Source organism: Nitrosopumilus sp. b1 (assembly GCF_014078545.1).
Lineage (GTDB): Archaea > Thermoproteota > Nitrososphaeria > Nitrososphaerales > Nitrosopumilaceae > PXYB01.
The window spans coordinates 212,002-234,276 of the sequence record NZ_MU078723.1 but is presented as its reverse complement, the minus strand read 5'-3'; the positions used below and the strand labels follow the sequence as shown (position 1 = coordinate 234,276).

General features: G+C 35.5%; 35 protein-coding genes. 18 read left to right on the top strand and 17 right to left on the bottom strand.

Annotation, left to right across the window (positions count from 1 at the left end):
- Positions 1–14: 14 nt before the first annotated feature.
- The gene (locus tag C6988_RS07250) at positions 15–452 is read right to left on the bottom strand and encodes a hypothetical protein (RefSeq protein WP_182134385.1); all 438 of its coding nucleotides are present in this window, start codon (positions 450–452) and stop codon (positions 15–17) included.
- A 128-nt stretch (positions 453–580) separates the two neighbouring features.
- Here C6988_RS07250 and C6988_RS11200 point away from each other — a divergent pair, with 128 nt between their 5' ends.
- The gene (locus tag C6988_RS11200) at positions 581–1,147 is read left to right on the top strand and encodes a hypothetical protein (protein ID WP_255464376.1); all 567 of its coding nucleotides are present in this window, start codon (positions 581–583) and stop codon (positions 1,145–1,147) included.
- A gap of 242 nt (positions 1,148–1,389) precedes the next feature.
- Complete coding sequence (locus C6988_RS07240; protein WP_182134384.1) at positions 1,390–1,671, top strand: hypothetical protein; 282 nt, start codon at positions 1,390–1,392, stop codon at positions 1,669–1,671.
- Positions 1,672–1,689: 18 nt separating this feature from the next.
- Here the strand turns inward: C6988_RS07240 and C6988_RS07235 are convergent, their stop codons facing one another.
- Complete coding sequence (locus C6988_RS07235; protein WP_182134383.1) at positions 1,690–2,073, bottom strand: hypothetical protein; 384 nt, start codon at positions 2,071–2,073, stop codon at positions 1,690–1,692.
- 101 nt (positions 2,074–2,174) lie between these two features.
- Positions 2,175–2,399, bottom strand: coding sequence for a hypothetical protein (locus C6988_RS07230; RefSeq protein ID WP_182134382.1), 225 nt, complete (start codon positions 2,397–2,399; stop codon positions 2,175–2,177).
- Positions 2,400–2,561: 162 nt separating this feature from the next.
- On the opposite strand from C6988_RS07230, the gene C6988_RS07225 reads away from it, so the two are divergent.
- Positions 2,562–3,533 carry a dienelactone hydrolase family protein gene (locus tag C6988_RS07225; protein WP_255464373.1) on the top strand — a complete coding sequence of 324 codons (972 nt, stop codon included), beginning with the start codon at positions 2,562–2,564 and terminating at the stop codon, positions 3,531–3,533.
- A gap of 326 nt (positions 3,534–3,859) precedes the next feature.
- Here the strand turns inward: C6988_RS07225 and C6988_RS07220 are convergent, their stop codons facing one another.
- The gene (locus C6988_RS07220) at positions 3,860–4,000 is read right to left on the bottom strand and encodes a hypothetical protein (RefSeq protein ID WP_182134381.1); all 141 of its coding nucleotides are present in this window, start codon (positions 3,998–4,000) and stop codon (positions 3,860–3,862) included.
- Entirely contained in the window at positions 3,997–4,434 is a 438-nt protein-coding gene (locus tag C6988_RS07215; RefSeq protein ID WP_182134380.1) for a hypothetical protein, read from the bottom strand. Before C6988_RS07215 ends, C6988_RS07220 begins: the two co-directional genes overlap by 4 nt.
- Positions 4,435–4,640: 206 nt before the next feature.
- Between C6988_RS07215 and C6988_RS07210 the strand changes: the two genes are divergently transcribed.
- Positions 4,641–5,312, top strand: a complete 672-nt coding sequence (locus tag C6988_RS07210) for a hypothetical protein (RefSeq protein ID WP_182134379.1) — start codon at positions 4,641–4,643, stop codon at positions 5,310–5,312.
- Between the two features lie 25 nt (positions 5,313–5,337).
- Here C6988_RS07210 and C6988_RS07205 read toward each other — a convergent pair whose 3' ends face one another.
- The 3 genes from C6988_RS07205 to C6988_RS07195 all read right to left on the bottom strand — a co-directional run bounded on the left by C6988_RS07205 (position 5,338) and on the right by C6988_RS07195 (position 8,561).
- Complete coding sequence (locus C6988_RS07205; RefSeq protein WP_182134378.1) at positions 5,338–5,940, bottom strand: nitroreductase family protein; 603 nt, start codon at positions 5,938–5,940, stop codon at positions 5,338–5,340.
- 61 nt (positions 5,941–6,001) lie between these two features.
- Positions 6,002–7,366, bottom strand: a complete 1,365-nt coding sequence (locus C6988_RS07200) for a cryptochrome/photolyase family protein (protein WP_182134377.1) — start codon at positions 7,364–7,366, stop codon at positions 6,002–6,004.
- 220 nt (positions 7,367–7,586) lie between these two features.
- Entirely contained in the window at positions 7,587–8,561 is a 975-nt protein-coding gene (locus C6988_RS07195) for a YbgA family protein (RefSeq protein WP_182134376.1), read from the bottom strand.
- A gap of 225 nt (positions 8,562–8,786) precedes the next feature.
- Here C6988_RS07195 and C6988_RS07190 point away from each other — a divergent pair, with 225 nt between their 5' ends.
- From C6988_RS07190 to C6988_RS07180, 3 genes are all read left to right on the top strand, one after another.
- A complete protein-coding gene (locus C6988_RS07190; protein WP_182134375.1) occupies positions 8,787–9,362 on the top strand; it encodes a hypothetical protein in 576 nt (191 codons plus the stop codon).
- A gap of 10 nt (positions 9,363–9,372) precedes the next feature.
- On the top strand, positions 9,373–9,729 hold the full coding sequence (locus C6988_RS07185) for a hypothetical protein (RefSeq protein ID WP_182134374.1): 357 nt from the start codon (positions 9,373–9,375) through the stop codon (positions 9,727–9,729).
- Between the two features lie 86 nt (positions 9,730–9,815).
- Positions 9,816–10,172, top strand: a complete 357-nt coding sequence (locus C6988_RS07180) for a hypothetical protein (protein WP_182134373.1) — start codon at positions 9,816–9,818, stop codon at positions 10,170–10,172.
- Positions 10,173–10,206: 34 nt separating this feature from the next.
- Here the strand turns inward: C6988_RS07180 and C6988_RS07175 are convergent, their stop codons facing one another.
- A complete protein-coding gene (locus C6988_RS07175; RefSeq protein WP_182134372.1) occupies positions 10,207–10,770 on the bottom strand; it encodes a hypothetical protein in 564 nt (187 codons plus the stop codon).
- A 117-nt stretch (positions 10,771–10,887) separates the two neighbouring features.
- Here C6988_RS07175 and C6988_RS07170 point away from each other — a divergent pair, with 117 nt between their 5' ends.
- Both C6988_RS07170 and C6988_RS07165 read left to right on the top strand, forming a co-directional pair.
- Positions 10,888–11,073 (top strand): hypothetical protein, encoded by a 186-nt coding sequence (locus C6988_RS07170; protein WP_182134371.1) that lies wholly within the window; start codon positions 10,888–10,890, stop codon positions 11,071–11,073.
- A 12-nt stretch (positions 11,074–11,085) separates the two neighbouring features.
- Positions 11,086–11,451, top strand: a complete 366-nt coding sequence (locus tag C6988_RS07165) for a hypothetical protein (protein ID WP_182134370.1) — start codon at positions 11,086–11,088, stop codon at positions 11,449–11,451.
- A 7-nt stretch (positions 11,452–11,458) separates the two neighbouring features.
- On the opposite strand, the gene C6988_RS07160 is transcribed toward C6988_RS07165, so the two are convergent.
- Genes C6988_RS07160 through C6988_RS07145 form a run of 4 tightly spaced genes read right to left on the bottom strand, consistent with a single transcriptional unit; the run spans position 11,459 to position 13,587 of the window.
- On the bottom strand, positions 11,459–12,235 hold the full coding sequence (locus C6988_RS07160) for a 2OG-Fe(II)-dependent halogenase WelO5 family protein (protein WP_182134369.1): 777 nt from the start codon (positions 12,233–12,235) through the stop codon (positions 11,459–11,461).
- 2 nt (positions 12,236–12,237) lie between these two features.
- Positions 12,238–12,522: a hypothetical protein gene (locus tag C6988_RS07155; RefSeq protein ID WP_182134368.1), complete on the bottom strand. Its 285-nt coding sequence runs from the start codon at positions 12,520–12,522 to the stop codon at positions 12,238–12,240.
- On the bottom strand, positions 12,519–13,415 hold the full coding sequence (locus C6988_RS07150) for a transcription initiation factor IIB (RefSeq protein WP_182134367.1): 897 nt from the start codon (positions 13,413–13,415) through the stop codon (positions 12,519–12,521). Before C6988_RS07150 ends, C6988_RS07155 begins: the two co-directional genes overlap by 4 nt.
- Before the next feature lie 10 nt (positions 13,416–13,425).
- Complete coding sequence (locus tag C6988_RS07145; RefSeq protein WP_182134366.1) at positions 13,426–13,587, bottom strand: hypothetical protein; 162 nt, start codon at positions 13,585–13,587, stop codon at positions 13,426–13,428.
- A 171-nt stretch (positions 13,588–13,758) separates the two neighbouring features.
- Here C6988_RS07145 and C6988_RS07140 point away from each other — a divergent pair, with 171 nt between their 5' ends.
- From C6988_RS07140 to C6988_RS07120, 5 genes are all read left to right on the top strand, one after another.
- The gene (locus tag C6988_RS07140) at positions 13,759–14,109 is read left to right on the top strand and encodes a hypothetical protein (RefSeq protein ID WP_182134365.1); all 351 of its coding nucleotides are present in this window, start codon (positions 13,759–13,761) and stop codon (positions 14,107–14,109) included.
- A 117-nt stretch (positions 14,110–14,226) separates the two neighbouring features.
- Positions 14,227–14,427 (top strand): hypothetical protein, encoded by a 201-nt coding sequence (locus tag C6988_RS07135; protein WP_182134364.1) that lies wholly within the window; start codon positions 14,227–14,229, stop codon positions 14,425–14,427.
- Between the two features lies 1 nt (position 14,428).
- The gene (locus tag C6988_RS07130) at positions 14,429–15,805 is read left to right on the top strand and encodes an NAD(P)H-binding protein (RefSeq protein WP_182134363.1); all 1,377 of its coding nucleotides are present in this window, start codon (positions 14,429–14,431) and stop codon (positions 15,803–15,805) included.
- A gap of 77 nt (positions 15,806–15,882) precedes the next feature.
- Positions 15,883–16,275: a response regulator transcription factor gene (locus C6988_RS07125; RefSeq protein WP_182134362.1), complete on the top strand. Its 393-nt coding sequence runs from the start codon at positions 15,883–15,885 to the stop codon at positions 16,273–16,275.
- A gap of 60 nt (positions 16,276–16,335) precedes the next feature.
- The gene (locus tag C6988_RS07120) at positions 16,336–16,839 is read left to right on the top strand and encodes a Dps family protein (RefSeq protein ID WP_182134361.1); all 504 of its coding nucleotides are present in this window, start codon (positions 16,336–16,338) and stop codon (positions 16,837–16,839) included.
- 7 nt (positions 16,840–16,846) lie between these two features.
- Here C6988_RS07120 and C6988_RS07115 read toward each other — a convergent pair whose 3' ends face one another.
- On the bottom strand, positions 16,847–17,530 hold the full coding sequence (locus C6988_RS07115; RefSeq protein ID WP_182134360.1) for a VIT1/CCC1 transporter family protein: 684 nt from the start codon (positions 17,528–17,530) through the stop codon (positions 16,847–16,849).
- 2 nt (positions 17,531–17,532) lie between these two features.
- On the bottom strand, positions 17,533–17,898 hold the full coding sequence (locus C6988_RS07110; RefSeq protein WP_182134359.1) for a DUF6659 family protein: 366 nt from the start codon (positions 17,896–17,898) through the stop codon (positions 17,533–17,535).
- A gap of 166 nt (positions 17,899–18,064) precedes the next feature.
- Here C6988_RS07110 and C6988_RS07105 point away from each other — a divergent pair, with 166 nt between their 5' ends.
- Positions 18,065–19,060 (top strand): TackOD1 domain-containing metal-binding protein, encoded by a 996-nt coding sequence (locus C6988_RS07105; RefSeq protein WP_182134358.1) that lies wholly within the window; start codon positions 18,065–18,067, stop codon positions 19,058–19,060.
- Between the two features lie 4 nt (positions 19,061–19,064).
- On the opposite strand, the gene C6988_RS07100 is transcribed toward C6988_RS07105, so the two are convergent.
- A complete protein-coding gene (locus tag C6988_RS07100; RefSeq protein WP_255464363.1) occupies positions 19,065–19,913 on the bottom strand; it encodes a CBS domain-containing protein in 849 nt (282 codons plus the stop codon).
- Positions 19,914–20,012: 99 nt separating this feature from the next.
- Between C6988_RS07100 and C6988_RS07095 the strand changes: the two genes are divergently transcribed.
- From C6988_RS07095 to C6988_RS07085, 3 genes are read left to right on the top strand one after another with little or no spacing between them, the layout of a single operon-like run.
- Positions 20,013–20,435, top strand: a complete 423-nt coding sequence (locus C6988_RS07095) for a universal stress protein (protein ID WP_182134357.1) — start codon at positions 20,013–20,015, stop codon at positions 20,433–20,435.
- A gap of 6 nt (positions 20,436–20,441) precedes the next feature.
- A complete protein-coding gene (locus C6988_RS07090; protein ID WP_182134356.1) occupies positions 20,442–20,891 on the top strand; it encodes a CBS domain-containing protein in 450 nt (149 codons plus the stop codon).
- A gap of 57 nt (positions 20,892–20,948) precedes the next feature.
- Positions 20,949–21,776 (top strand): hypothetical protein, encoded by an 828-nt coding sequence (locus tag C6988_RS07085; protein ID WP_182134355.1) that lies wholly within the window; start codon positions 20,949–20,951, stop codon positions 21,774–21,776.
- 12 nt (positions 21,777–21,788) lie between these two features.
- Here the strand turns inward: C6988_RS07085 and C6988_RS07080 are convergent, their stop codons facing one another.
- A complete protein-coding gene (locus C6988_RS07080) occupies positions 21,789–22,205 on the bottom strand; it encodes a hypothetical protein (protein ID WP_255464357.1) in 417 nt (138 codons plus the stop codon).
- Positions 22,206–22,275: the final 70 nt, after the last annotated feature.

The window sequence follows — 22,275 nt, the reverse complement described above, 5'->3', positions numbered from 1 at the left end:
TGTTGGAGTTTGTATTACTTTGATTTAGTCATATTAGTCTTGTTAAACTCTGCTAACATCTTGGCATAGTTTTCCATCATCATTTTCATGAAACTATCCCAAGTTCGTATTGTGTCTAATCTAACCTGTAGATGGTTCTTGAATAAATTACCATACACATCGATCTGAGATGTCATCAAGTTTGTGAAAGTTTTATTTGCCTCACTAAACATCTTTAGCACGTTTTTATCTAAATTTAGATTATCAAAGAACTCTTTTTCAGAGATATAGCATGTCCCAAAAACATTATCAAGTGAATGAAGATATTCTCTGTAATAATCTGAATACATCTGAATGTATAATGGAACTTGTGACTCTGCCTTCTGAATAATCTCTGAAGTGCTACTCTTCATTACATCGCAGATTGAGATTTTATCCTCTTTTGGTTTCGGTGTGGGCTTGTCTGTTACCAAGATATCTTATACCTCAAGATAATATTTAAGATGGTGTCCAAATTTCAAAGACGAAATTGGAACAAACCTGTTTTACTCATCCGATTCATTGATAAGATAAAGGATACTATACAAAGTGGGAAATGGGCATGAGTGATAATTCCAACATTGATGATATTGATGAAGAGTTTCGGCTATTAGCTGAAAAACGAAAAAAACTTGCAGAACTTACAAGGGGGTTATCAAACTCTATTCCACAGCATGAATCTGATACGCCATCTGATTCCTTAAATGAAATTCTTTCAGAGCCTGAACCAAAAGAGGAACCAATTGAGGACATTTCTTCTAGAGTTGAACAAGAAACTTTTGAGAATGAAGAGATTCCCAATGAATCAACCAACGATGTGTCCTCTGAGAAGGAGAATTCTACAAAATATGATGATGGCAAACTTGCTTTATCAAAAGACGAGATTCTAGAGTTTTGTGACAGGATAATTACAAAATGGCAAAATGATCCAACAAAGGATGCACGACATATCTTTGCAATGAATGCTGTAAAGACCAGCGTTATCTGGACTGAGGAGGAGACCCTCAAAGAGATCTGGAAGGAGATATTCACATGGGCCTTTGATATTTTATACAAAAATGCTATCGCTCAAGCAAAGGGTGAAAACATGAAGTGGTCTCAAATTTTAGACCAGATTGGAAAGAGCTAAACACCTAATTAGTAACTGAACCTGCAAGCATCTTTTCTACTTCTTCTTTATGCTCTTTGCAGTACAATCCTGACTGTTTGCATTTTGGGCAATTAAGATACTTTGTAAAGTCCATACTACGTAATTTTTGGTGATTGGATATAGATCTTTCTAATGATTCATCAGTATGCAAAACTTTTTGAAAAATTGTCTACTTTGAGAATTAAGAAACTCATTAAATAAAAGAAGAAAACGTTTACTGTATGGATGCCCCTGTCGATGACACTTATCATTTGATCATTCGAACAAAAAATTCAGATGATCTTCCTGATGTTGAAAATTATATTCGTGATCTAGATAGGAAAGGATACTTTAGAGATTTGATTAAACAGGGGAAACTGACAGTTGAGGAAGTACAGAAACTGCCTTTTGCAAAAATGTGTGATATTTTCTTTAGACGAGAGCATCAAACTCTAAAGAGTGGGGACATTAGAATTTTCAAGAACACCGGTGACTATTCAATATATTTTGATTCTGGGGAATAAACAAAAAAGAAAAACAGATTACCCGACTGTGTAATCTGCATAGTTGACCTCATTTAGAATTCGATCAATGATCTGTTTTTGGCCACCTTTGTTGTCAATTGTGACTAGCAGCAAGTTCCCACTTGAGAGTGGAATTGTCACTCTTCGAAGCTTTTCATAAACTGCCAATGTGTACAGTCCTTTTCCAATCTTGTCATAGTGACGCATTCGCGATTTCCATGCCTTTGCTGCATGCAGTAGTGTTTCCTGTGTTTCTTCTGGAGACAAATAAAGATCAGAGTTTCCTTTTGATTTTGACGTCATAATCTTTCCTTCCATGTCGCACACTGCCGCATATCTGATATTCTCGTCTAATGCCAAAACTCTCCCTAATTTTGTTTCATAATCAAGTTTCTGAGACATTGATTTAGAATTATTTGCGTTAAAGATAAAATGCAACTCAACAAAAATTAAAATTCGTTTATTATTTTCTTAAATTTCGCTCAAGTTTTTACTATGAAACTCTAGGGTAACTTTCCGCCTAGTTTGTATGATAATTCCTCTTTCTCTTGTTCTATTAATTTGAGCATCATGTCTTCTGATTCTTGATATTTTTTGATATTCTCTTCGGCTATCTTTTGAACTCCTGCCTCTTCTTCTGAGAATGGAAGTACCATCAACGATGCCACAGCTACAATAACTGCAACTCCTAGTATTACTCCAATCATGGTCTTTTTTGATGTCTCCATCAATTCCTGTATTAGTAAATTTTGAGATTAATCCTATGTTGATCATTTCGCACAAATCTGCTACTGTTTGTGAGGCTTGAATTGATAATCTTCCTATAGAACATGACAAAATCGACATTTTTTAGAACATAAAATAAAATACTCTGTCAAAGAATTATCCTTATGAATAGTATTATTCTAATTATTGCACTTTCGATAATTTTTAGTGGAGTTCCGTTATCATATTCTCAATCAATCGCATATTTTCCACCGCCAATGAAACAAATTCAAGATGGAGTGTTCCCATCAAGCATTACTTGCACTGAAGGATTAGAATTAATCTTCAAATTATCTAATGGTAATCCTGCATGTGTAAAACCTTCTAGTGTTGCAATATTGTTAGAGCGTGGATGGGGTGCTCATTCATTACCTGATGTAGCTCCAGATGCAATTCAAAACTCTGATGAAACAAAATACGGAGAATACAAAGTTACAACTAGTATGGTAAACTATGATGAATACTTGGGATTCCTTGCAAAACCCACTTCATCTGAGTCATTTCCTGGCGTCATTGTAATTCATGAGTGGTGGGGCCTAAATGAAAACATCAAAGAGACTGCTGAAAAACTTGCATCACATGGATATGTTGTCTTGGCAGTTGACCTCTTTGATGGAAGTGTTGCAACTAGTGCTCAGACAGCAATGGCTCAAGTCAGTGCATTTGATCAAGAAAAGGCAATAATGAACATGAATTCTGCAGTAGAGTATCTGAAACTTTCTAACGATGCTCAAATGGTTGGCTCTATTGGATGGTGCTTTGGTGGTGCACAGTCGCTAAATCTCGCACTGATAAATCCAGAAATGGATGCTACGGTAATTTATTACGGCAAGTTGGTTACTGCATCTGAGACTCTATCTGCATTGTCTGCCCCTGTACTTGGAATCTTTGGAGAACTTGATCAGGGAATACCGCCAAGTGTAGTAAATGAGTTTGAAAATACCTTGGATTCACTTGAAATCCAGAATGAAATTTACATATATCCAAATGTTGATCATGCTTTTGCAAACCCTACCGGTGAGCGATATGCCCCTGAAGAAGCAGATGATGCATGGGAAAAGACGCTAGAATTTTTGGAATCAAATCTTAAAGGATAATCTCAATCGAAAATAGCATACCACAAGTTGCACGGTATGCACTAATATTTTACTCACGTAATTGTTTCATGAGCCAACTACTCTTAAAATCAAGGCAGTCCCAGCATGAAGAAACTCTGGTTGAAAGTGTGCCAGTAAAAGAAGGGCAAAAACTTTACAACAAATGCATACTTTGTTCAGGCCAAAAACATGTTATGCTAACATGTGGAATTTGTAGCAAACCCATAACATTGCAATGTGTACGTTGTGGCAAAGGATCTTGGTCTGAAGAGAATCACAGTTCTTGTATCTAGTATGAAACAAGAACTATCCAATTCTCTTAGAATTTAATTGGAAGATTTTACCTCATACCAAAATTTCTTACAATTATAACACTGCATCTTCCATTTGCTAGAGTCATTTTGTCTCTTCATATCTATTGTCCCAAAGTTCTTTGAACCACATGTGGGACATCCTTCATCTCTCATTTTGAATCACTCATTCGCTTTGAATAGTCATATGAGAAAATCCTCCTTGGCGTAATCTCTATTGCAACTTCATTTTCAGAATTTTTTCTTAAAAATTTTGCCAACTTTGATTCTTTATTTTCCAGGTATCTGTCAATTAATTTATTCAAAATTTCAATTCCGGTGTCTCTTCTAATTTTTGCCACTCCGTACCCCCTAATTCCTCTGTATGGTGGGGTGTCAGCTGCAATCTCAAATGCACATGAACTATTTTTTTTCAAATATGTTACAATTTTTGCTGATTCCTGTGTTGCACAACACAGCTTTCCATCTACACAAATAAACCACAATGATAGTACACAAGGAAACCCATTTGGCATTATACATGATAATCGAACTGGAATCTTTGTGCTGTTAATTAGAGAATCTACATCTTTCTGAATTAGAACTTGCAATCTAATCCCTCAAAACTCTTCTAGAGTAGCAGTAATCACAAGACCACTCTTCAAAACTTTTTCCACATTCCCTGCATTTTTGTAATGCTATCAGACTCATACTTATTCATGCTCGTTATAGTATATGAATAGTGATAAAGTAGATAGCTAGTGCCAACTTTGAAAAGTTTGTACCTCCTATATTAACAAACAAAACAAGAAAGAGCATGAATTCAAAAGTTTTAGTTTTAATAGTATTCATAATTGGATTTACACTTCAACCTGCATTTTCTCACAAACCACTTTCCACAACTGAAGAAAACATCTCAATTGAAAATGCATTGTTAATTCCTGACCATAAGATCTCTTGGGTTATTTTTGAAACCTTGGATGCAAATCAAAAAAAATTCTATACTTTTGAAGCAAAGGCCGGAGATTCTGTTTATTCTAGTATAGTTATTCCCAAAATTGACAGATACGAAAATTACAAGCCTTATCTTGCATTATTCAGCGGTACAGAAATTTCAGACACTAATGACATTGAAAAAATTATCCAAAGCGCAGGATTGATTTCCAAGTATGAGGGCGCAATACCATCAAATGAATTCTACGAGCCATTTGGTCAGGCTACGTACTGGGAACGCCAGGAAATTAACATCATTATTCCTCAAGATGGCCAGTACTATCTGGTAGTTTATGATTCTCAGGGAATGCAGGGCAAATATGCCCTTGCAGTTGGAACTATAGAGGATTTTTCAGCAGTTGACATTTTTACTGTACTGCCAATGGCATGGTTTGAGACAAAATACTTTTTTGAAGATTATTTATCAATGCTAATCCCTATTCCGATAATTTTGTTTATTCCATTACTTTACGTTGTGAAAAGAAAACTTTCATAGACCAAGGAACTACAAAAAAACTAATTCAAAATTTGTCTTCGATGATTACTTGTCTATAGTCTAATTGTCCGCCTCTAGGTAAGGGTGGATCCTTTGCTTTGCCAACACAGACAATCATCGCAATTAAATGGTCATCTGGCAAGTTTATGATCTTCCCAACCTCAATTTGATTAAAACCTATCATTGGGGCCGTGTCATAACCAAGGGATTTTGCAGCAATCATCAATGTTTGTGCAGCAATACTGCATGATCTTATAGCTTCCTCCTTCTGCATTTCTTCGCGGCCACTGTAAAACGCCTCAATCATTGGTAGCAAATTATTTCTATCTGACTCTGAAGCATTTTTCCAATATCTTCTAGGATCTTTCCTCCAGGCTTGAGTATCTCCGCAGATCACGACTAAAAGTGAGGCATCTGTTACTTTGGGTTGATTAAATGATACTGTTTTGATCTTTTCCCTCATCTGTTTATCTTTGACCAAGACAAAACGCCAATGCTGAATGTTAAATGAAGTAGGAGAGAGTAACACCGAAGAAAATAACTTTTTTTCAATGTCCTCTGGCATAATATGAGTAGGATCAAAATTTTTAATTGATCTTCTGGCTTCTATAGCTTCAAGTGTGTTCATATTTTCTGTCATCGTTTTTTAAGTATAAAATCTATTGCTGAAAATTATCTAGTGTCAATTATTATGAAAATTTTTTGAAAACTTGTTTTGTGTGGGAAGATTCTTCTTTATGATCTACAATGGGAGATGGATAGGAAATTTTTATCTCTACTTTATCCCAATTATGGATGTCCTTTACAGGTATATTTTCAAGTTCTGGAATCCATTTTTTGGTATACTTGCAATCAGGATCATACTTTTTTTGCTGTAACCATGGATTGAATATTCTAAACCATGGCTGTGAGTCACATCCCGTAGATGCAGCCCATTGCCAATTGCCTACATTCACTGAAGGATCATAATCGATTAGCTTTTCAGCAAAGTATCTCTCTCCCCACTTCCAATTAATGTGAAGATCTTTTGTTAAAAATGACGCAACAATCATTCTGATTCTGTTATGCATGTATCCTGTTGCATTAAGTTGTCTCATTCCTGCATCAACAATGGGAAAACCTGTTATTCCTTTACACCATTTTTTAAAATTCTCTTCATTCTTACTCCATGGGATTTTTGAATATTTTTTTCTAAATGATGAATTAAACGTGTAAGGATAATGATACATAATGCTGATAAAAAAATCTCTCCAATACAATTCGTTGATTAAGGTGTGATTCTTTCCTAATTCGTTTATAATTTTATGATAAATCTCCCTTATTGAACACGTACCAAACTTGTTGTGAGATGATAGATGAGTTGTTGCATCCATGTGAGGATAATTCCTGTCTTTATCATAATTTTTGAATTTTGAAAGATTATTCAGGATTCTTTTTGCTTGCTTTGTGCCCCCCTTGATAGGGGAATTTGTTTCTGGATATTTTTTTGAGAGGTCATCGAGGTTTTTCTCATCTGGACTACTTTTTTTAATGAAATTTTTGTATCTAAAGCACTGGGGTTCTCTGACTTTGACCAATCTGGCTTTTTTAAAAAATTGTGTATATACTTTGTAGGGGCTTCCTTCTGCAGTCCTAATTCGATCAAAATTTTGTAGCGTCAAATCTGCTAGGGCTACAAATTCCATATTCTTCTTTTTGCAAAAATCTCTGATCTCTTTATCTCTACACATACTTGCCTTCGTAAAATCTGTATTTGTAAAAACTGCATCAAAATCAAATTGCTTTTTTATCTTTTTGATGATTTGCAAACTTTTTCCTTGATATATTTGCAATCTACCTTCTGACTTTTTTAGCTGTGATTGCAAGTCCATTAGTGATTCAATTAAAAATCTGATTCTAAAATTAGAATTTTTGAAGGATTTCATTATTTCAGAATCAAAAATAAAACAAGGAATTACTTCCTTAGAATGCACGCAAGCATCTATTAGTGCTGTATTGTCCTCTAATCTGAGATCTCTTCTAAAAATAAAAAGGCTTTTTTTAAATTTCGACATAATTTTTCATTTCATTTATTGATTAAATATAAAAAAAATTTTTGCTGCCTACAAAAAGTTTGTAAACAGCACTAGGCCTACAATCACAGTTCCGACCATGACTGCAGCAATTAATCCAAAGAGTTTTTTTCCACTCATTGGTTCTTTTTCCTTTTGCATAGTGGGTTGTATGTTTCATTGCATATATACTGGTGACAATTTTTGCAATAGTGCCAACATTTCATGCTATGGCGTATTCTTTTGGTTTTGATAAGAGATCTTTGATTAGATCTTTTGGAAATGGATTGAATATTGTCTGATCTTGTAATTCCACAATTCCAAATCGTAAAACCCAAGAATACAACAGTGTAAAAATATGGGATGGCTGAATTATTCCATTATCATATTCCTTTACTATTTGGGTAAAATGCTGAGCCTCTGAGTCTGATATTTTTTCTTTTGTAAAATAATATATCTCATCTATGCTTTGTTTAACTCCATCTTTGGACGGAACTCTACACAGAATATTATAGGTAATCCTCTTGTATGTGGAACTCAATTCATCAAAATTTACCTTTGTCTTGTTTTTCAAAATTAAATCTAATTCCATTGTTAATTTTAGGCTGTGTTGAATAAACAAGACGTGATTATTCTTATGGAATTCTTCTAGTTCATTGAGTGAATTATTTTCTATAATTTTTCTCAATTTACACATCGCAAAGAGTCTTGTGAGAAAATTTTCACGGATGGTAAGGTTGTTCAGTCTTCCTTCATCTTCTCGAATAATTAACGGGAATTTTTTTATGACCATCTCAGCAAAAAGCCCACTTGATTTGTCATATGCTACATCCTTTTGGGTATTGTGATACATTCTCACATTATTGATTCCACATGTTGGGGATCCTCTTTTTAGGATAAATCCATCGATCTTGGAAATGGAAGAAGTAAACTCCTCTGTGAAATCCCTCATCTTCTGAGTAAGATTCGTGTCTGTTGAAGGCTGATAGAGGTTCTTTTCCTTTCCTATGCGCACCAATCTTATTGGTTTTCGTGGCGATCCTAGTCCTATTCCCATCTCAGGGCAAACTGGAATAAAATCTACAAATTCTTTTAACTTATTGACAAATGAATTATTCAAAAGCTTTCCGTCGTATCTACAGTTATCAAACTCTAAGCATTTGCTAACTCCAACAATCGGCCTGTAACGTTTTGACATTAATCATAATTTGTTTTGGACTATAAATGAACGAAGATACTTTTTAGCTAGTGGTAATTTATTTCTAAGATTTTATTTTTTAAAAATTGTAATGGATAATTCTTCTCGTAATTTTCATTTATAATAAAAATTATTCTATAATTTTTTTACAGATCTTTGTAATTATTTTAGCACTAGACTTTGAAACATTGAACCTTAAATACGGTCAACGACGAAAGGGTTGCAATGACGAATCAAAAAAGTTCGATTCTAGGAAAAGCAAAAGTTGGAGCAATGGCCGGATTAGTGGGCGGATTTGCATTATTTTCATCATTCTTAGCAATTGATGCGCAGCTTGATATCCCAAATGGTACTTTTTACAAAACGATTGGAATTGTAGCTGGCATTGACAGCACAAGTGCAATTGCATTTGGATTTATGTCACATATGGGCGCTGCAGCATTAATTGGTGCTTGCTATTCAATGTCTGCAAGTATATGGAGGGCATTTCGTATTGTTACTGTACCGAAGGGAATACTTACTGGTGCATTAACTGGAATAGTTGTTTTTACATTATTCTTCTTGCCGATTCATTACTTTGTAATGATGCCAAGTATGGTAGCCGAGTTTAATGTAATTGATGAATCCCGACTATCCGTTGAAGAGCTCGGAGGGCTGTATCACTTACTGCTTGAGACTGACCGTGTATTGTGGTTCTCATTATTCCTTCATGTGTTATTTGGAGTTGTGATGGGATTGATGACTGGGTTCATTCTCCATGAAGACTATGCCAAAGTTCCAAGGATAAAGGGATTCCTTTAGGTGAATAGAAATGTCTAGTCCAATAACAGAACTCTACAATTCATTTCGTAAAGAGGTAAAGACGCAAATTCCTCCAATAGAGCCCGACCTAGCAATAAAGATAATGAGAATTCAACGAAAACTGGAAAAAATATCTCCCACTAGGAGCAAACCTCACGTAAACTTGTATGTAAAGTACAAGGAAGGAATCGAATACCAAGAAAAAGTTGACCGAATTCGTGACAAATACCCAATACAGGCCTCAGTTAGTCGATGGAATGACGGAATAATTCTATCTGGATTGATGAGTATTGATAACGTTCAAACCATTTGTTCCGATCCTGATATCACTGAGGTAAATGGCGAAGCAAACTCTCGGCACAACTAAACTATTCTTTTCCATTTTATTTTTAAAATTAGCACTAGCCATTATTTTTACCACTAGTTAAATATCATCAAAGGCCAATTGAATTAATGAAACAAAGCCTTGAGCCGATATACGACCAATTCTACCAGCACATACTTTCAAGCACACCTGCATTGGATCCTGATCTTGCAATTAGGATAATGCAAATTCAGCGCAGTCTGAAAAAAATATCTCCATCAAGAAGCAAGCCACATGTGAACTTGTACGTAAAGTATCATGATGGAATAAAGCTTGATAAAAAGGTAGAAGAAATTCGTGACAAGTATCCCATCCAATCATCTGTTAGCAGATGGCATGATGGTGTTGTACTATCAGGACTGATGAGTATTGACAACGTTCAGACTATAGCATCTGACTCTGACATTGTTGAGATCAAAGGTCAAGCAAATGCTAGACACAACTAGCACTTTTTCTTTTTTAAAATAAAAAATAAAGAATCTATTCCTCGACTTTGTTAATGTCTATGTCTTCTTTGAGGATATAGTTTATGAGATCAATTGATGACTGAACAATCTTTGGGGACACAGAAAAGAATCCTCTGAAAGTTTCATCTGATTGTTCTTCAGCAACAAGCCCCATCGGGCCTGCTGGCCCCTTGGTTATTACGGCCCATACTGTACTTAGAGATGTACTATTACAGCTAATTGTCTTTGCATTACCTGGAAAATTCTGTGCAAGAAATGGGTTTTTGAAATTTCCAATTACCCATACGCGAGGAAGTTTTCTCATTAGCTCAAGATATCTATCCTCTGCATACTTGAATTTACCCTCGTCTTCAAAAGTTGCCAATAAAGCAGTTTTATTCTTCTTTGCAAACATTTCAATAAGTATACTTAATCTTACTAGCGGCTTTTTTGATGCTTTGAAGTTGATGTATCCTTTTTTGATTAATTCATCAAGGGATATCTTCATGAATTCATCTTCATCTGTGTTGGGAACTTTCTTTAGCGTCTGATATTCTTCATATACATTCTCTATGTAGCTGGTGTATTTTTGCTCCATTGTTTTGACAGCATTTTTTTTGTATTAAAATAGTAACAAGCATTAGTTCTAGTGCTAAATTACCACTAGGATGTGGTTCTTACTTCTTTTAAATACTAAAAAATACCCTAGGGACTCATGGCAGAAGAACAAGAATGGGCAAATTTGCTTGCCGAAGTTTTTGACAAACTAACTGAGAAACATGCCGCTATAACCTACGTATTTGATGACCTTGAGATGTCAGGTAAAGTAGAACGTGGTGGTAAGCATGTCCCAACAGGAACAGTTTCCCTTACTGGGAAGTTGACTATTACAACAAAGTAGGTGTAGGAGAAAATGACAAAATCTAATCTCCAAGCCAATTTTTTAATATCTCTTGCAAAGGGTGATCTCAAAATTCAATGCGATGATCAACCTGCAATAAATTTTTCATCCACAAAAAACACAAGAACAATTGATATTCTTGACATCCCAATCAAGGTGTCTGGAAAGCCTGGTCTGATTAAGCAATTAAGTGAGGCAAAAAGTTTGGCAAAAAAACTCCGTGAAGAAAAAGTCACACTTGATATAAAATACAAGGGAGATTTAGTTTTGAGATTAGGAGAAAAGGCAAATCCAAAGCTTGCAAGAATTGTGACTCTCAGTAAAGATATTGAGATAACTGATTTGAAAAAACTCAAAGAACTCGGAAAATCATTTTAGAAACCAATTAGGACCACGTCAAGATTTCGTTTTTATTTGGTAAAAAACCAGCAAACATGTTCAAAGTAATTCGTAACTTTTCACCTACTACTGGTTGAATTCTATGATACAAATTTGGATTAATAACCATCAAATCACCTTTGGTGGGACTGATTTTTACTGATTCCACATTTTGCATGATGACCTCATCATAGTAGCCAAAGTCAACTCTCCTAAATTTTTCATCTTTTTCCTTCCACCTCTGATGAAATAACTGTAATTCTCCACCTTTATCTGGTGATTGAAATGGTAGTACGAATGAAAGTTGACTTTTAAGATTGCTTACCGAGAAGTGTGGTGCCTCAAAACTTACATTGTCTCTATGTAGTGATGATTCTGATTCTTTATCGTGAATTCGAATTACTCCACAAGCATATCTTGAGTCTTTTTCTTTTGCAATGCTTATGTCATCTATATTCAAAATTTCTTTTAATTCTGAATGAATTTTTTTTCTAGGATCTTGCATGCCATGAAAAATATTTCTAATTACAGACCTTGCTGCATCTGCCATTTTAAAGTAGTTTTCTTTATCGTTACGCAACGATACAAGCGATATTCCAATTTTTTTATTATTCCCACATTTATTTTTTGAAAAATATTCCGTAACACGACTTGAAACTATATCGCAAGATTCTTTAGGAAAAAAATTTTTCAGTACTAATGCTGGGGTATCTGCTGATTTGAGTAGATTTAATGCATTTCCTAATTTTTTGTCTTTTACTGATATTATGATTGGATTCCACAATTCTAATATCCGCCTTGACCAGAGTGTGATACATCTGCAACAAGCAAATTGTCCTTTTTTTGCTTTATCTCACACTTTACGAATTGGTTCATCAAACCCTGCTCTAGATTAGAAGCTGTTCTTTGATTTGGTTCAACTGGAATGGTTACAATGTCTGTCTTGTCGATCTCTATTCCTTGAGTTTCCGGATACTGCTCATCATTACCATCCTTTTGGTGCGTAACATTTAGCTCAAAAGTATTACCTGATAGAATTCTTACCACGTTTCCCCAGATGATGTCTGTCAACTCTTAGCACCCATTTTATCTGCGACCTTCTTTAGTAATTTTGCTCTTTCTCTAATTGTTACTGCACTGATTCCAGAAACTTTTGAAATATCGACCTGTGAGACAGATTCTCCATGTTTTGCTGCAGCCAAATATACTGAGGCTGATGCTAGTCCTACTGGATTCTTTCCTTCACAGAGTCCCAATTTTATTGATGTATCTAGAATTTCAATGGCTAGTCTTCTTGATTGCTCAGATGCATCAACATGGTATGATATCTTATTGACAAAGTCCGTTGGGCTAAACGTTTCTGGTTTAACATCTAGCTCCCTTAGTAGCATTCTGTAGATTCTCTGCAATGCTTTTTTCTTGATATTTGCAGCTTCTGAAATATCTTGTATAGAGCGAGGAGTGTTGCTTAGCCTACAGGCTAGGTACACAACAGAGCACAATATCTCTGCAGTTGATCTGCCGATAAGTACTCTTTTTGCCACACTCTTTCTGTAAAGAAGAGCAGACTTTTGTATGACTGACTCTGGAAGGGAAAGTTTTGTCTTGAGTGAATCTAAAAGTGTAAATGCTTTGGCGTATGATGCATTATGGGACTTACTTACTGAGCGTTTGTCCCAAATTCTTAATCTATGGAATATTCGCTTATTCTCGCCATTGAGAAATTTTCCAGTCGAGTCCTTATTTGCAATACCTATTTGTGTGGACAGGCCCATGTCTGCAAACTTGATGCTAGTTGGCGGTCCTGTTTGATTGATATCAACACCATCGTCATTTGTTTTAAAACTGGATGCAGATTCAATTGGTTTTTCATTAAGCACAGAGCCACAATTTTTACAATTTACTTCGCCAGTTCCCGAATCTGTAATTAATTCTAGTCTAGTACAATCTTCTTTATGATTCATTTTTTTCACCTTACTCAAAAAACATAGTTGTTCCGCAATTCTCGCACGATAAGCTAAATTCTGTTTTGTCCACTTCATCATATCCACAATTGATGCAGATCTTTAGGGTTCTATTAACAACAATGTGATTCTCATCATCAAACTTCTGTGCTAAAACATGTGAACTGTTCATACCTAACTGTACTCTATTATTTATTTAAAACAAAACTACTTTTTTCTCTAGTGCTAAAATAAATCACCTTCTTTTCCTATCCTCTAAATATTGTTGGCACCATGAATTTCTAATGAATCATTTTAAAAACACACATGAATTATTCTACTTTATGAACGGTCGTGAAAAGTTTTGCCTCATGTAGTATTTGATAAAAAGATTAACCTCCAAGAGTTGTATGAAAAATTTAATCCAATTATGCAAAAAGAACCTTACTTGATTAAGGTAACTGAGGTGTATATCGATAATGAAAAGCGAAAGATGCTTCTTCCAGCAGTCGTTATAGATGAGAAGCATCAAGATTTTCTCATTGAAATTTCAACAAATGAGCAAAAGACCACCGTGCGGTTGTACCCTGGGACTGATCCTGAAAAGACCAACGGTGTAAAATCCTCATTGGGGATTGTTGCATCATTTATTGACAAAACCATTCCTGGGCTGAAAGTCTCTAAGACTAACATCTCTGACTTTATTCCTAATTAGTTGGGCACTAGATATTCACATTAGCACTATTTTAAATAAAATAAGAGCACCAATTCCACTATGAAGCAAAAGCAATTCAAAAGAATACCTCAAACTGATAACTGGAGAGAGACTTAGTTGGATAAGGTGCTGATTATCTCTGGAGTTTCACTCTTGGGTCTTGCTGCAAGCTTTTTTGCTGCAGGGGCACTCGATCCAAATCTAATATCTGCATTTCAAGCCGGAGGAGTACTTTGGTTAGTAATCGGTGGAATCACTACTGGTTTAGGACTAAAGGCAAGGAAAGCCAAGATTGCAAAACTTGAAGCGATGAGATAAAATGGAGCAGCAGTCTACCCAGCAACACATGCAAAAAAAGCCCTACAACATTCTTGTTACTGGGGCAACTGGATTTATTGGTGCGAGACTCATCAAAACTCTTTCTGAAAATAATTACACCATAAAGGGAATGTCAAGGAGAAAACTTTCTGATGAAAAAAACGTAAAATATGTACAGGCTGATGTCTTTGATATCGATTCCTTGACAAGTGCAATGGAAGGAATTGAAGTTGCATTTTACCTACTTCACTCAATGGAGGGAAGTAAATCTGATTGGAAGGATTTTATCAAACGTGAAAAAACACAAGCTCAAAACTTTCTAAAAGCTGCAACACGTGCAGGTGTCAAAAGAATAATCTATCTTGGCGGTCTTGTAAATGACAGTCTTGAACTGTCTCCACATATGCAGAGCAGAAAGGAAGTGGGTCAAATACTTGCATCTGGAAGTGTTCAAGTAACAGAACTTAGGGCTTCTTTGATTATTGGTGCAGGGGGAGGCTCCTATGCTATGTTACGATATTTAGTTGAACGACTACGAATAATGGTGTGCCCAAAATGGGTCAAGTCACTTGCCCAACCAATTGCAGTTGATGATGTGGTGTCGTATCTTGTTGGCTGCATGGAACATCCAGAAACAGCCGGAAAGATTTTCGAGATTGGTGGACCTGACTTGATGACATACGAGGAAATAATGAGATCATATTCTGCTTATTTGAACAAAAACTTGTTTGTAATTCAAATTCCATTTTTAACAACAAGGCTTTCATCTTATTGGGTGGACTTGATAACTCCAGTAAAGGCTTCCTTGGCAAGACCATTAATTGATAGTCTTGTTCATGATACTGTCGTTCAGGATGATTCTATTACCAAAATAATCCCATTACGCCTCAAATCCGTGCGTGAATCAATAGATGTTGCAACAAAGGATATGGCAAAAAACCCTCCAACTGCAGAATTGATTGAGGAGCGCTCAAGTTTTAAGATAAATCAAAACATTCTAGTGGTCTCTTTGATTGCTCTTGCAATTGTTGGTACCAGCTATTATTGGTTAGATGACCGGGTAGATGTCTTTAATCCAATGTGGCTATTAGGTTCTGCCATCTGGTACGTAACAATTATTGCAGCAATAATTTTTGTTAGAAACAAAACCCGGCTAGGCTATTTCATAGCAGGCGTTTTGTCTTGGGTTACGTTGGCGTTTTGGTTGTTTGATAACTATTATGTTGTCTTTCAAATGTCGTTAATAGCTCAACAGCCAAATGAGATGATGACCATTAGAAACTTTATTGGAATCGCAATTGCTTCACTGACAGTTGTTGCATCGCATAATCTATTCCATAAAGTAATTCGACATCAGTATCGTGGAAAACCAATCTGATGCCTATTTTTTCAATTTTATGTATGTAATCCAATTACACACATCTAGATATTATTTAAAAATTGTAATTTAATTCATTGACGAGCGTCATACTAATTGATGATGAACCTACCATCACTGAAACATGGGAACAATTATTTCGTGCAAAAGGTTTTGATGTTTTGGGTCATGCACGAAATGGGGATGAAGCTTTTTGTCTCTATAAAAAATCCATGCCTGATTTTGTAATTATGGATATCATGATGCCTAAGTTTGATGGCGGATACGGAATTGAAAAAATTAAAACTTATGATCCAAATGCAAAAATAATTGTAGTTACTGCCCATCATGAAATGCAACTCGCAGAAAAAATCCGTCGTTATGAACCCGTCGCTGTAATCTTCAAGCCAAACGAGATGGATTTTCTTTTTGAAATAATCAAAAAATCAAAATATGGTAAAGCAATGTTACAAGACAGAATTTATTATTAATTTTTAGCACTAGATTGTTTTCATATAATGCATAAATATGAAAATGGCAGCTGTTAGATAATGGCACAAAAAATAGACAAAATGATTGAAGATGACGTAAACATTGGACTTCAAGAAAACGACCGTGAAGCAGTGATATCAATGCTGACAAAACTTCTAGCTGATGAATATGTTTTAGTTACAAAGACTAGAAACTATCACTGGAATGTTATCAGTCCGCACTTTAATGACTATCACAAATTCTTTGAGGGTCAGTATGATCAGCTTGCAGTATTCATAGATGACGTGGCAGAACGAATCAGACAACTCGGTGGAAAAGCAATTGGAACATTAGAGGAGATGAAATCTCATTCCAGATTGCAAGAACAGCCAGGTGTTTATCCTTCTGATACTCAGATGGTAAAGAATCTGATTGCAGACCACGAGTCAATCATTCAATCTTTAAGAAAAGACCTTGCAAGGTGTGACGAAGAGTTCAACGACATGGGAACAAGTGACTTTCTGACGGGTCTTATGGAAAACCATGAAAAGATGGCTTGGATGCTTCGAGCAACCATTCCATAATCATTTTTTATTTTACGATAAGGTGTAGTCCGTATCCTACAATATATGCAACAAATGCCGCACTTCCACCTATTAACAAAGTAAATAGTCCTGAACTCCAGATTGATTTTTTGACTATCTTTCCTTTGATCATGCCAACTAGAAAAAATGCTGCCCCTGTGGATACTACTGAGCACAAAAATGCCAACCCATCAACTTGCCAATCTAAAATTAAAAAGAAGACAAATGGCAACAAGGGAATCAATCCTATAACATTAAAGCCAAAGAATGTACTCAGTGCTGAATCTAGGGGCTTTTTTTCATCATCAACAAGGCCCAGCTCTTCTCGCATCATGGTGTCAACCCAAACCTTTCTTCGAGATGTGATCATTCTAACGATTTCTTCTAAAAGCTCATCCTTGAATCCCTTTTTAGAGTAAATATCTCTGATTTCCTGCCTCTCTTGTTCCTCCAAGTTGTCAATTGACCACTCTTCTTTTTTTCTCATCATTGCAATGTACTCTTTGTGAGCCTTTGATGCTTGATAATTTGATACAGCCATCGAAAAGCCATCTCCAAACAAATTTGCAAATCCTAGAATTAGTATGATGTTTGGTGATAATGATGCTCCTACTACTCCTGCAACAATTGCAAATGTTGTTACTGCGCCATCAATTGAGCCATAAATAAAATCCTGAAAATGCCATCTCATGATTAACTCTCATTACAAGCCTGCACTATCTTTTGACCCATCTGATCAATATTGATGTCTTCTTCAAGTGATAGGAACAATACGTGTTTCTTAAAAGGAAGAGTCATTGTCACAACGTTTTTTCTTCGTGCAGCAGCATATGATACTGGGCCCAAGTTCTCATCAAAGTCTTGTCTAGTTCTGACCCTTAGAACTGCCTCGATAAACATCTTTTTGCGCTCAGCATCATCCTTTAGTGGTTCCACATCACTTCTGAATCCTCCTGCAACAAGATTTCCCATGTAATCTAGAAAGCCTGCAAATCTGATACTTCTACTCTTTAGCAGTTTGTCACAGACTATTTGTAAATTTTCTTTTGATTCTTCCATACTATTCAGATTTCCTTTTTAGATAAATATACACTTACAATTTCCAATAATGATAATATAATAATTTCAGAATGGTATTGAGATCTTCTAATATAGTTTGATTGAATTAGCTCGTTTATTGTGTAACCAATCCGCCATAAATAATCTAAAAAAATCAAAAGAGTGATTGTCCATTACTGATTCAAATGTTCTAATAATAGAGCACAGCATTCCTGTAAACTTACTACTCACACAGTATCTGAAAAGAATGGGTTTTTCTAAAATTCTTGTATGCGAAAACGCCGAATCGGGAATAAAGACATTTGAAGGATTGGCATTAGAAAAACGAGACCCTATTGTCTTTCTTGGGTATCATTTACCTGATAATACTGCTGCTGGATTAATCTCAAAACTATTTGCTATAGCACCTGACGTCAAAATTATAATCGAAACTTCGTTGGATAGAAAGGACCCAAAGATTAGACAATTATTCTCAATGGGCGTATTTCATTATCTGCAAAAGCCACTTCGCTTATCAAGTGTGAATCACGTTTTAGAAACCATCCAAAAAGAGGTTGACGAATTTAACAACATTGGAATTGATGGAAGACGAGTCTTAGAAATACTACGTTCGTTAAAAAAGACAAGCGTGGTTAGACTTGCAGAATACTGTAACTATGACCCAAAATCTTTACTACCATTTTTAAGAAGACAACAAGAAAAATCTGTCATTTACGAAGTAAGCAAGATTAGAGAAATTGGATGTCGTGATTGCAATTCTGTAAATAATATCTCAATTTTTTCATGTGATTCATGTGGTGGACAAAATTTCAGGAGGGATACATTGATTGAGCACTATGACTGCGGAAACATCAGCACTCATGATACATACGATAACGAACAATGCCCAAAGTGTAATAAAAGAATCAAAATTATTGGTGGCGATTATCGAGTAATGAATGACTTTTACATCTGCAATGAATGTGATCAACGATTCCAAACTCCACATCAGAATTTTATATGTAGTAAATGCGGCTCAAAATTTAGCCTTGATGAAGCAAATTGGATAGAATCCAAAGTATTTTGCTTTACTAACAATCAGAACGAAACAAAACCATTTGAAGAGCAATCAGAATTTAGCGAGATTGATACATCAGAAGATCTGACAATTATTCAAAAGTGATATCTTAATCAATAAACGCTAGTGCCTTGATAATGTCTGTTTTACTTAGCATTCCGATCAATGAACCGTTTTTTGACAGTACCCCGACACCATGAATTTTGTTTTCATTTAAAACAGAACACGCCTTTGCAAGGTCATCATCATAGTTTACAGTGGTGATTTCATCCTTCATTATCTCTCTTGCATTTGTAGTTCCACCAAATCCTGATTCAGATAGGAATCCCTTTCTTGCAAAGACTACAGATATTGCAGGATCTGCATTATCCAGTACATCTTTTTCTTGTCCTGCTAGCAACGCAGTTCTAAACAGGTCCCTAAATGACAGTATTCCAATAGGGATTTCATTATGATCCCGAAGAATTACTCTTGAAATCTTCTCATCGATCATCTTTTTTACAATTATGTATAGGGGAGTGTCATCATATGCCCACGCATAATACGGTGACATATACTCGCCAACAATTTTTCTCTGGGAATAAGTTTCTTGAAAGTATCTTGCAAGGTCTGTTTTTGTTATAATTCCAATGATTTTTGTTCCATCTGAAACTCCAATTGAGCCAAACTGATTTTCAAGCATAAATTGAGCACATTCATTAACGCTGGCAGATTTTTGAATTGATTTTAGTGGTTTTATTATCTCCTTGAGGGGTATTTGCTCAAGATTCCTATCGGTTGTATCTTTTAGAAGAAATAACCCAATGTCCTTTTGTGTAACAATCCCTATGATGTTATCTTCATTCTCAACTAGTAGCCTGCTGATTTTTTTATCAAGTAAAGCCCTGATTGCGTCATAGCAGTTTGCATTTTTTTTAATTGTGATGGGAGGTTTCATTAGATCATTAATTGTGGACAAGATGAACTGACATTTTTTTTACATTATAAAAAACACCAGCTGATTACCAGCAGTGAAATTTGCTGTCATCTTAATAATTAGGAATATTTGCATCATGGCATGGTAAACCAATTTAAAAAAATTTTAGTTCCTTTGGATGGCTCGCGTCAATCATTAAAGGCACTTGATAATGCACTAAACCTTGCAAGTCTAACTGATGGAGTAATTACTGGATTGCATGTAATACCACATGTGCCTGCAGGTGGACCCAGAACAAAGGCATATGATAAGCAGCTTTTACAGGAAGGAAAAACTATCACACAAAATGCAAAAAAGATTGCAGACAAGAAAAGAGTCAAATTTAATTCCAGAGTTGTAAGGGGTTGGCCTGGTCTAGAAACAGTAAAGATTGCAAAGAGTGGAAAATATGATCATATAGTTATGAGTACTACTGGAACAGGTTCTGCAAAAAGTAACATGCTGGGAAGTGTCTCAAATTATGTTTTGCACAAATCCCATATACCTGTGTACCTCATTAAATAACCTGCATTGAGTACTGATTCCAAGTCCAATACAGTTCCTGTTAAGGAATTCATGATAAAGGAGATCGTCACGGTTCAATCATATGACTCCATTAAAGACGTCTGCAAAAAAATGTACGCAAAAAATATCAGCTCTGCAATAATAATCAAAGATGACAAACCCTTTGGAATAGTAACATACACTGATATCGCGATTGCAGTAACAAATTTTGCAAAATCCCCAAACTTGCAAATCTCAGAGATAATGTCCTCAAAACTAGTCTCTGTTGGTCCTGAAGAATCAATTCTTATCGTCGCTGAAAAAATGACTAAAACTAATACACATCACATGCTTGTGCTGGAAAACGACAGTATCCTGGGAGTTATCTCCTCTGCAGACCTTGTAGTTATCCTATCAATGTTAGATGGGGACTATCTATTTGAGAAGCTAAAACCATATTTTCATTCTCAAGGTTAAATTCTGATTTAATCAAAGGTTATAATTTCACCCGATATCTGCCATTTGACCAAAAATATGTCACAAATACAAAGACGAAAAAAACCAGCCTTGATAGCAGCTAGCATTAGTGTCATAGCTGCACTTGCAATTGGCCTCTATGCGGTTCCTGCATTAAGCACAGAAACCTCAGAGCTAGTTGTAACGGCAAACAAAGACGAAGAAAAAGCAATTGAGATTGCCCAAAAATTTGTGCGCTCTAGTCCAACATACTCTTTTGACGGGATTGATGGAACACTGGATCTTATTTCAGTTGATGCAATGGAGTCACTTCCAGTTCAGTACAACATCAAAGTTGCATTTGAATCCTCACAGGGTGGGTTTGGAAACAGAGACGGACAGATGTTAACACAAGTGATTACACCACATGTGATGAGCATCATAGTGACTGAGGGACAAGTAATTTCTGCAGTTACGGATGAAACATGGGATGAGCTCAACCACCAATACATACTCAAAAAACTTCCATCAAGTAATGAACCTGTTCAATATTTTGATGGCACAGTTAATGACTATGTGACATTTCTTGAAGCAATTAACTCACGAGGTTTAGCTTTTGAGTTAATCGAGACAGCTAATGACTCTTCATTTTCTGTCCCAATGAAAACACTCTCAATTAGTGGTATTGAAACACATGTCTATGAGTTTGAAACAGATCAAGATGCACAAATGGCAAGCAAAACGGTTTCTTCTGATGGAACCCAAATAGGCAATAATGTAATTCGCTGGATGGATACTCCGCACTTTTACACACAAGGCAAGCTAATCGTCCTCTACGTAGGACAGAATCCAGAGATCACGAGTCTGCTTGATTCATTACTTGGCAATCAATTTGCCGGAATGTAAATCAGCAAAACTCTATTTTTTTATTTTATGAATTATTTTGAAGACTGTTTTTCCTATCTTGATCTGTTTTACAATCTTCAATGTTATCTTTAGAAACTTGAATCCAACAAATATTGGCATTAATACAAGCATGAGAATCTCCAACCAGTATTTTCTTAGAAATTCTTTAGAATTTCGCACTTTGAAATAACTGATGAACAACTCTGCACTAAACAGACCCACAATTGCCCAAAAAATCGCATCTAAAATGAGAACGTAATTGTCTGTAATTGCCAAAAAGGGATGCTCTAAACCAATTGCCTTGTGTTCTAGGTTTATCAGTCCTACAAGGTAAATTATTACAAGAACAAAGGCTGAATAACTAACAAAATTTTTCACAGAATTTGGAATTTTCCTTCTTTCTTTATCTTCCATTCTGAGTGTTTTCATGCAATGTCATATCTTTGTGTTGATCAAAAGGCTTGGTCAGCTAGAAAGCTTACTGATTTCTGAATTCGAA

Bases quoted from the DNA above. Each gene is read 5' to 3' on its own strand.
- C6988_RS11200 (WP_255464376.1), top strand. From the start codon at position 581: ATGAGTGATAATTCCAACATTGATGATATTGATGAAGAGTTTCGGCTA.
- C6988_RS07240 (WP_182134384.1), top strand. From the start codon at position 1,390: ATGGATGCCCCTGTCGATGACACTTATCATTTGATCATTCGAACAAAA.
- C6988_RS07235 (WP_182134383.1), bottom strand. From the start codon at position 2,073: ATGTCTCAGAAACTTGATTATGAAACAAAATTAGGGAGAGTTTTGGCA.
- C6988_RS07230 (WP_182134382.1), bottom strand. From the start codon at position 2,399: ATGGAGACATCAAAAAAGACCATGATTGGAGTAATACTAGGAGTTGCA.
- C6988_RS07225 (WP_255464373.1), top strand. From the start codon at position 2,562: ATGAATAGTATTATTCTAATTATTGCACTTTCGATAATTTTTAGTGGA.
- C6988_RS07220 (WP_182134381.1), bottom strand. From the start codon at position 4,000: ATGAGAGATGAAGGATGTCCCACATGTGGTTCAAAGAACTTTGGGACA.
- C6988_RS07210 (WP_182134379.1), top strand. From the start codon at position 4,641: ATGAATTCAAAAGTTTTAGTTTTAATAGTATTCATAATTGGATTTACA.
- C6988_RS07205 (WP_182134378.1), bottom strand. From the start codon at position 5,940: ATGAACACACTTGAAGCTATAGAAGCCAGAAGATCAATTAAAAATTTT.
- C6988_RS07200 (WP_182134377.1), bottom strand. From the start codon at position 7,366: ATGTCGAAATTTAAAAAAAGCCTTTTTATTTTTAGAAGAGATCTCAGA.
- C6988_RS07195 (WP_182134376.1), bottom strand. From the start codon at position 8,561: ATGTCAAAACGTTACAGGCCGATTGTTGGAGTTAGCAAATGCTTAGAG.
- C6988_RS07190 (WP_182134375.1), top strand. From the start codon at position 8,787: ATGACGAATCAAAAAAGTTCGATTCTAGGAAAAGCAAAAGTTGGAGCA.
- C6988_RS07185 (WP_182134374.1), top strand. From the start codon at position 9,373: ATGTCTAGTCCAATAACAGAACTCTACAATTCATTTCGTAAAGAGGTA.
- C6988_RS07180 (WP_182134373.1), top strand. From the start codon at position 9,816: ATGAAACAAAGCCTTGAGCCGATATACGACCAATTCTACCAGCACATA.
- C6988_RS07175 (WP_182134372.1), bottom strand. From the start codon at position 10,770: ATGGAGCAAAAATACACCAGCTACATAGAGAATGTATATGAAGAATAT.
- C6988_RS07170 (WP_182134371.1), top strand. From the start codon at position 10,888: ATGGCAGAAGAACAAGAATGGGCAAATTTGCTTGCCGAAGTTTTTGAC.
- C6988_RS07165 (WP_182134370.1), top strand. From the start codon at position 11,086: ATGACAAAATCTAATCTCCAAGCCAATTTTTTAATATCTCTTGCAAAG.
- C6988_RS07150 (WP_182134367.1), bottom strand. From the start codon at position 13,415: ATGAATCATAAAGAAGATTGTACTAGACTAGAATTAATTACAGATTCG.
- C6988_RS07145 (WP_182134366.1), bottom strand. From the start codon at position 13,587: ATGAACAGTTCACATGTTTTAGCACAGAAGTTTGATGATGAGAATCAC.
- C6988_RS07130 (WP_182134363.1), top strand. From the start codon at position 14,429: ATGGAGCAGCAGTCTACCCAGCAACACATGCAAAAAAAGCCCTACAAC.
- C6988_RS07120 (WP_182134361.1), top strand. From the start codon at position 16,336: ATGGCACAAAAAATAGACAAAATGATTGAAGATGACGTAAACATTGGA.
- C6988_RS07115 (WP_182134360.1), bottom strand. From the start codon at position 17,530: ATGAGATGGCATTTTCAGGATTTTATTTATGGCTCAATTGATGGCGCA.
- C6988_RS07110 (WP_182134359.1), bottom strand. From the start codon at position 17,898: ATGGAAGAATCAAAAGAAAATTTACAAATAGTCTGTGACAAACTGCTA.
- C6988_RS07095 (WP_182134357.1), top strand. From the start codon at position 20,013: ATGGTAAACCAATTTAAAAAAATTTTAGTTCCTTTGGATGGCTCGCGT.
- C6988_RS07085 (WP_182134355.1), top strand. From the start codon at position 20,949: ATGTCACAAATACAAAGACGAAAAAAACCAGCCTTGATAGCAGCTAGC.
- C6988_RS07080 (WP_255464357.1), bottom strand. From the start codon at position 22,205: ATGAAAACACTCAGAATGGAAGATAAAGAAAGAAGGAAAATTCCAAAT.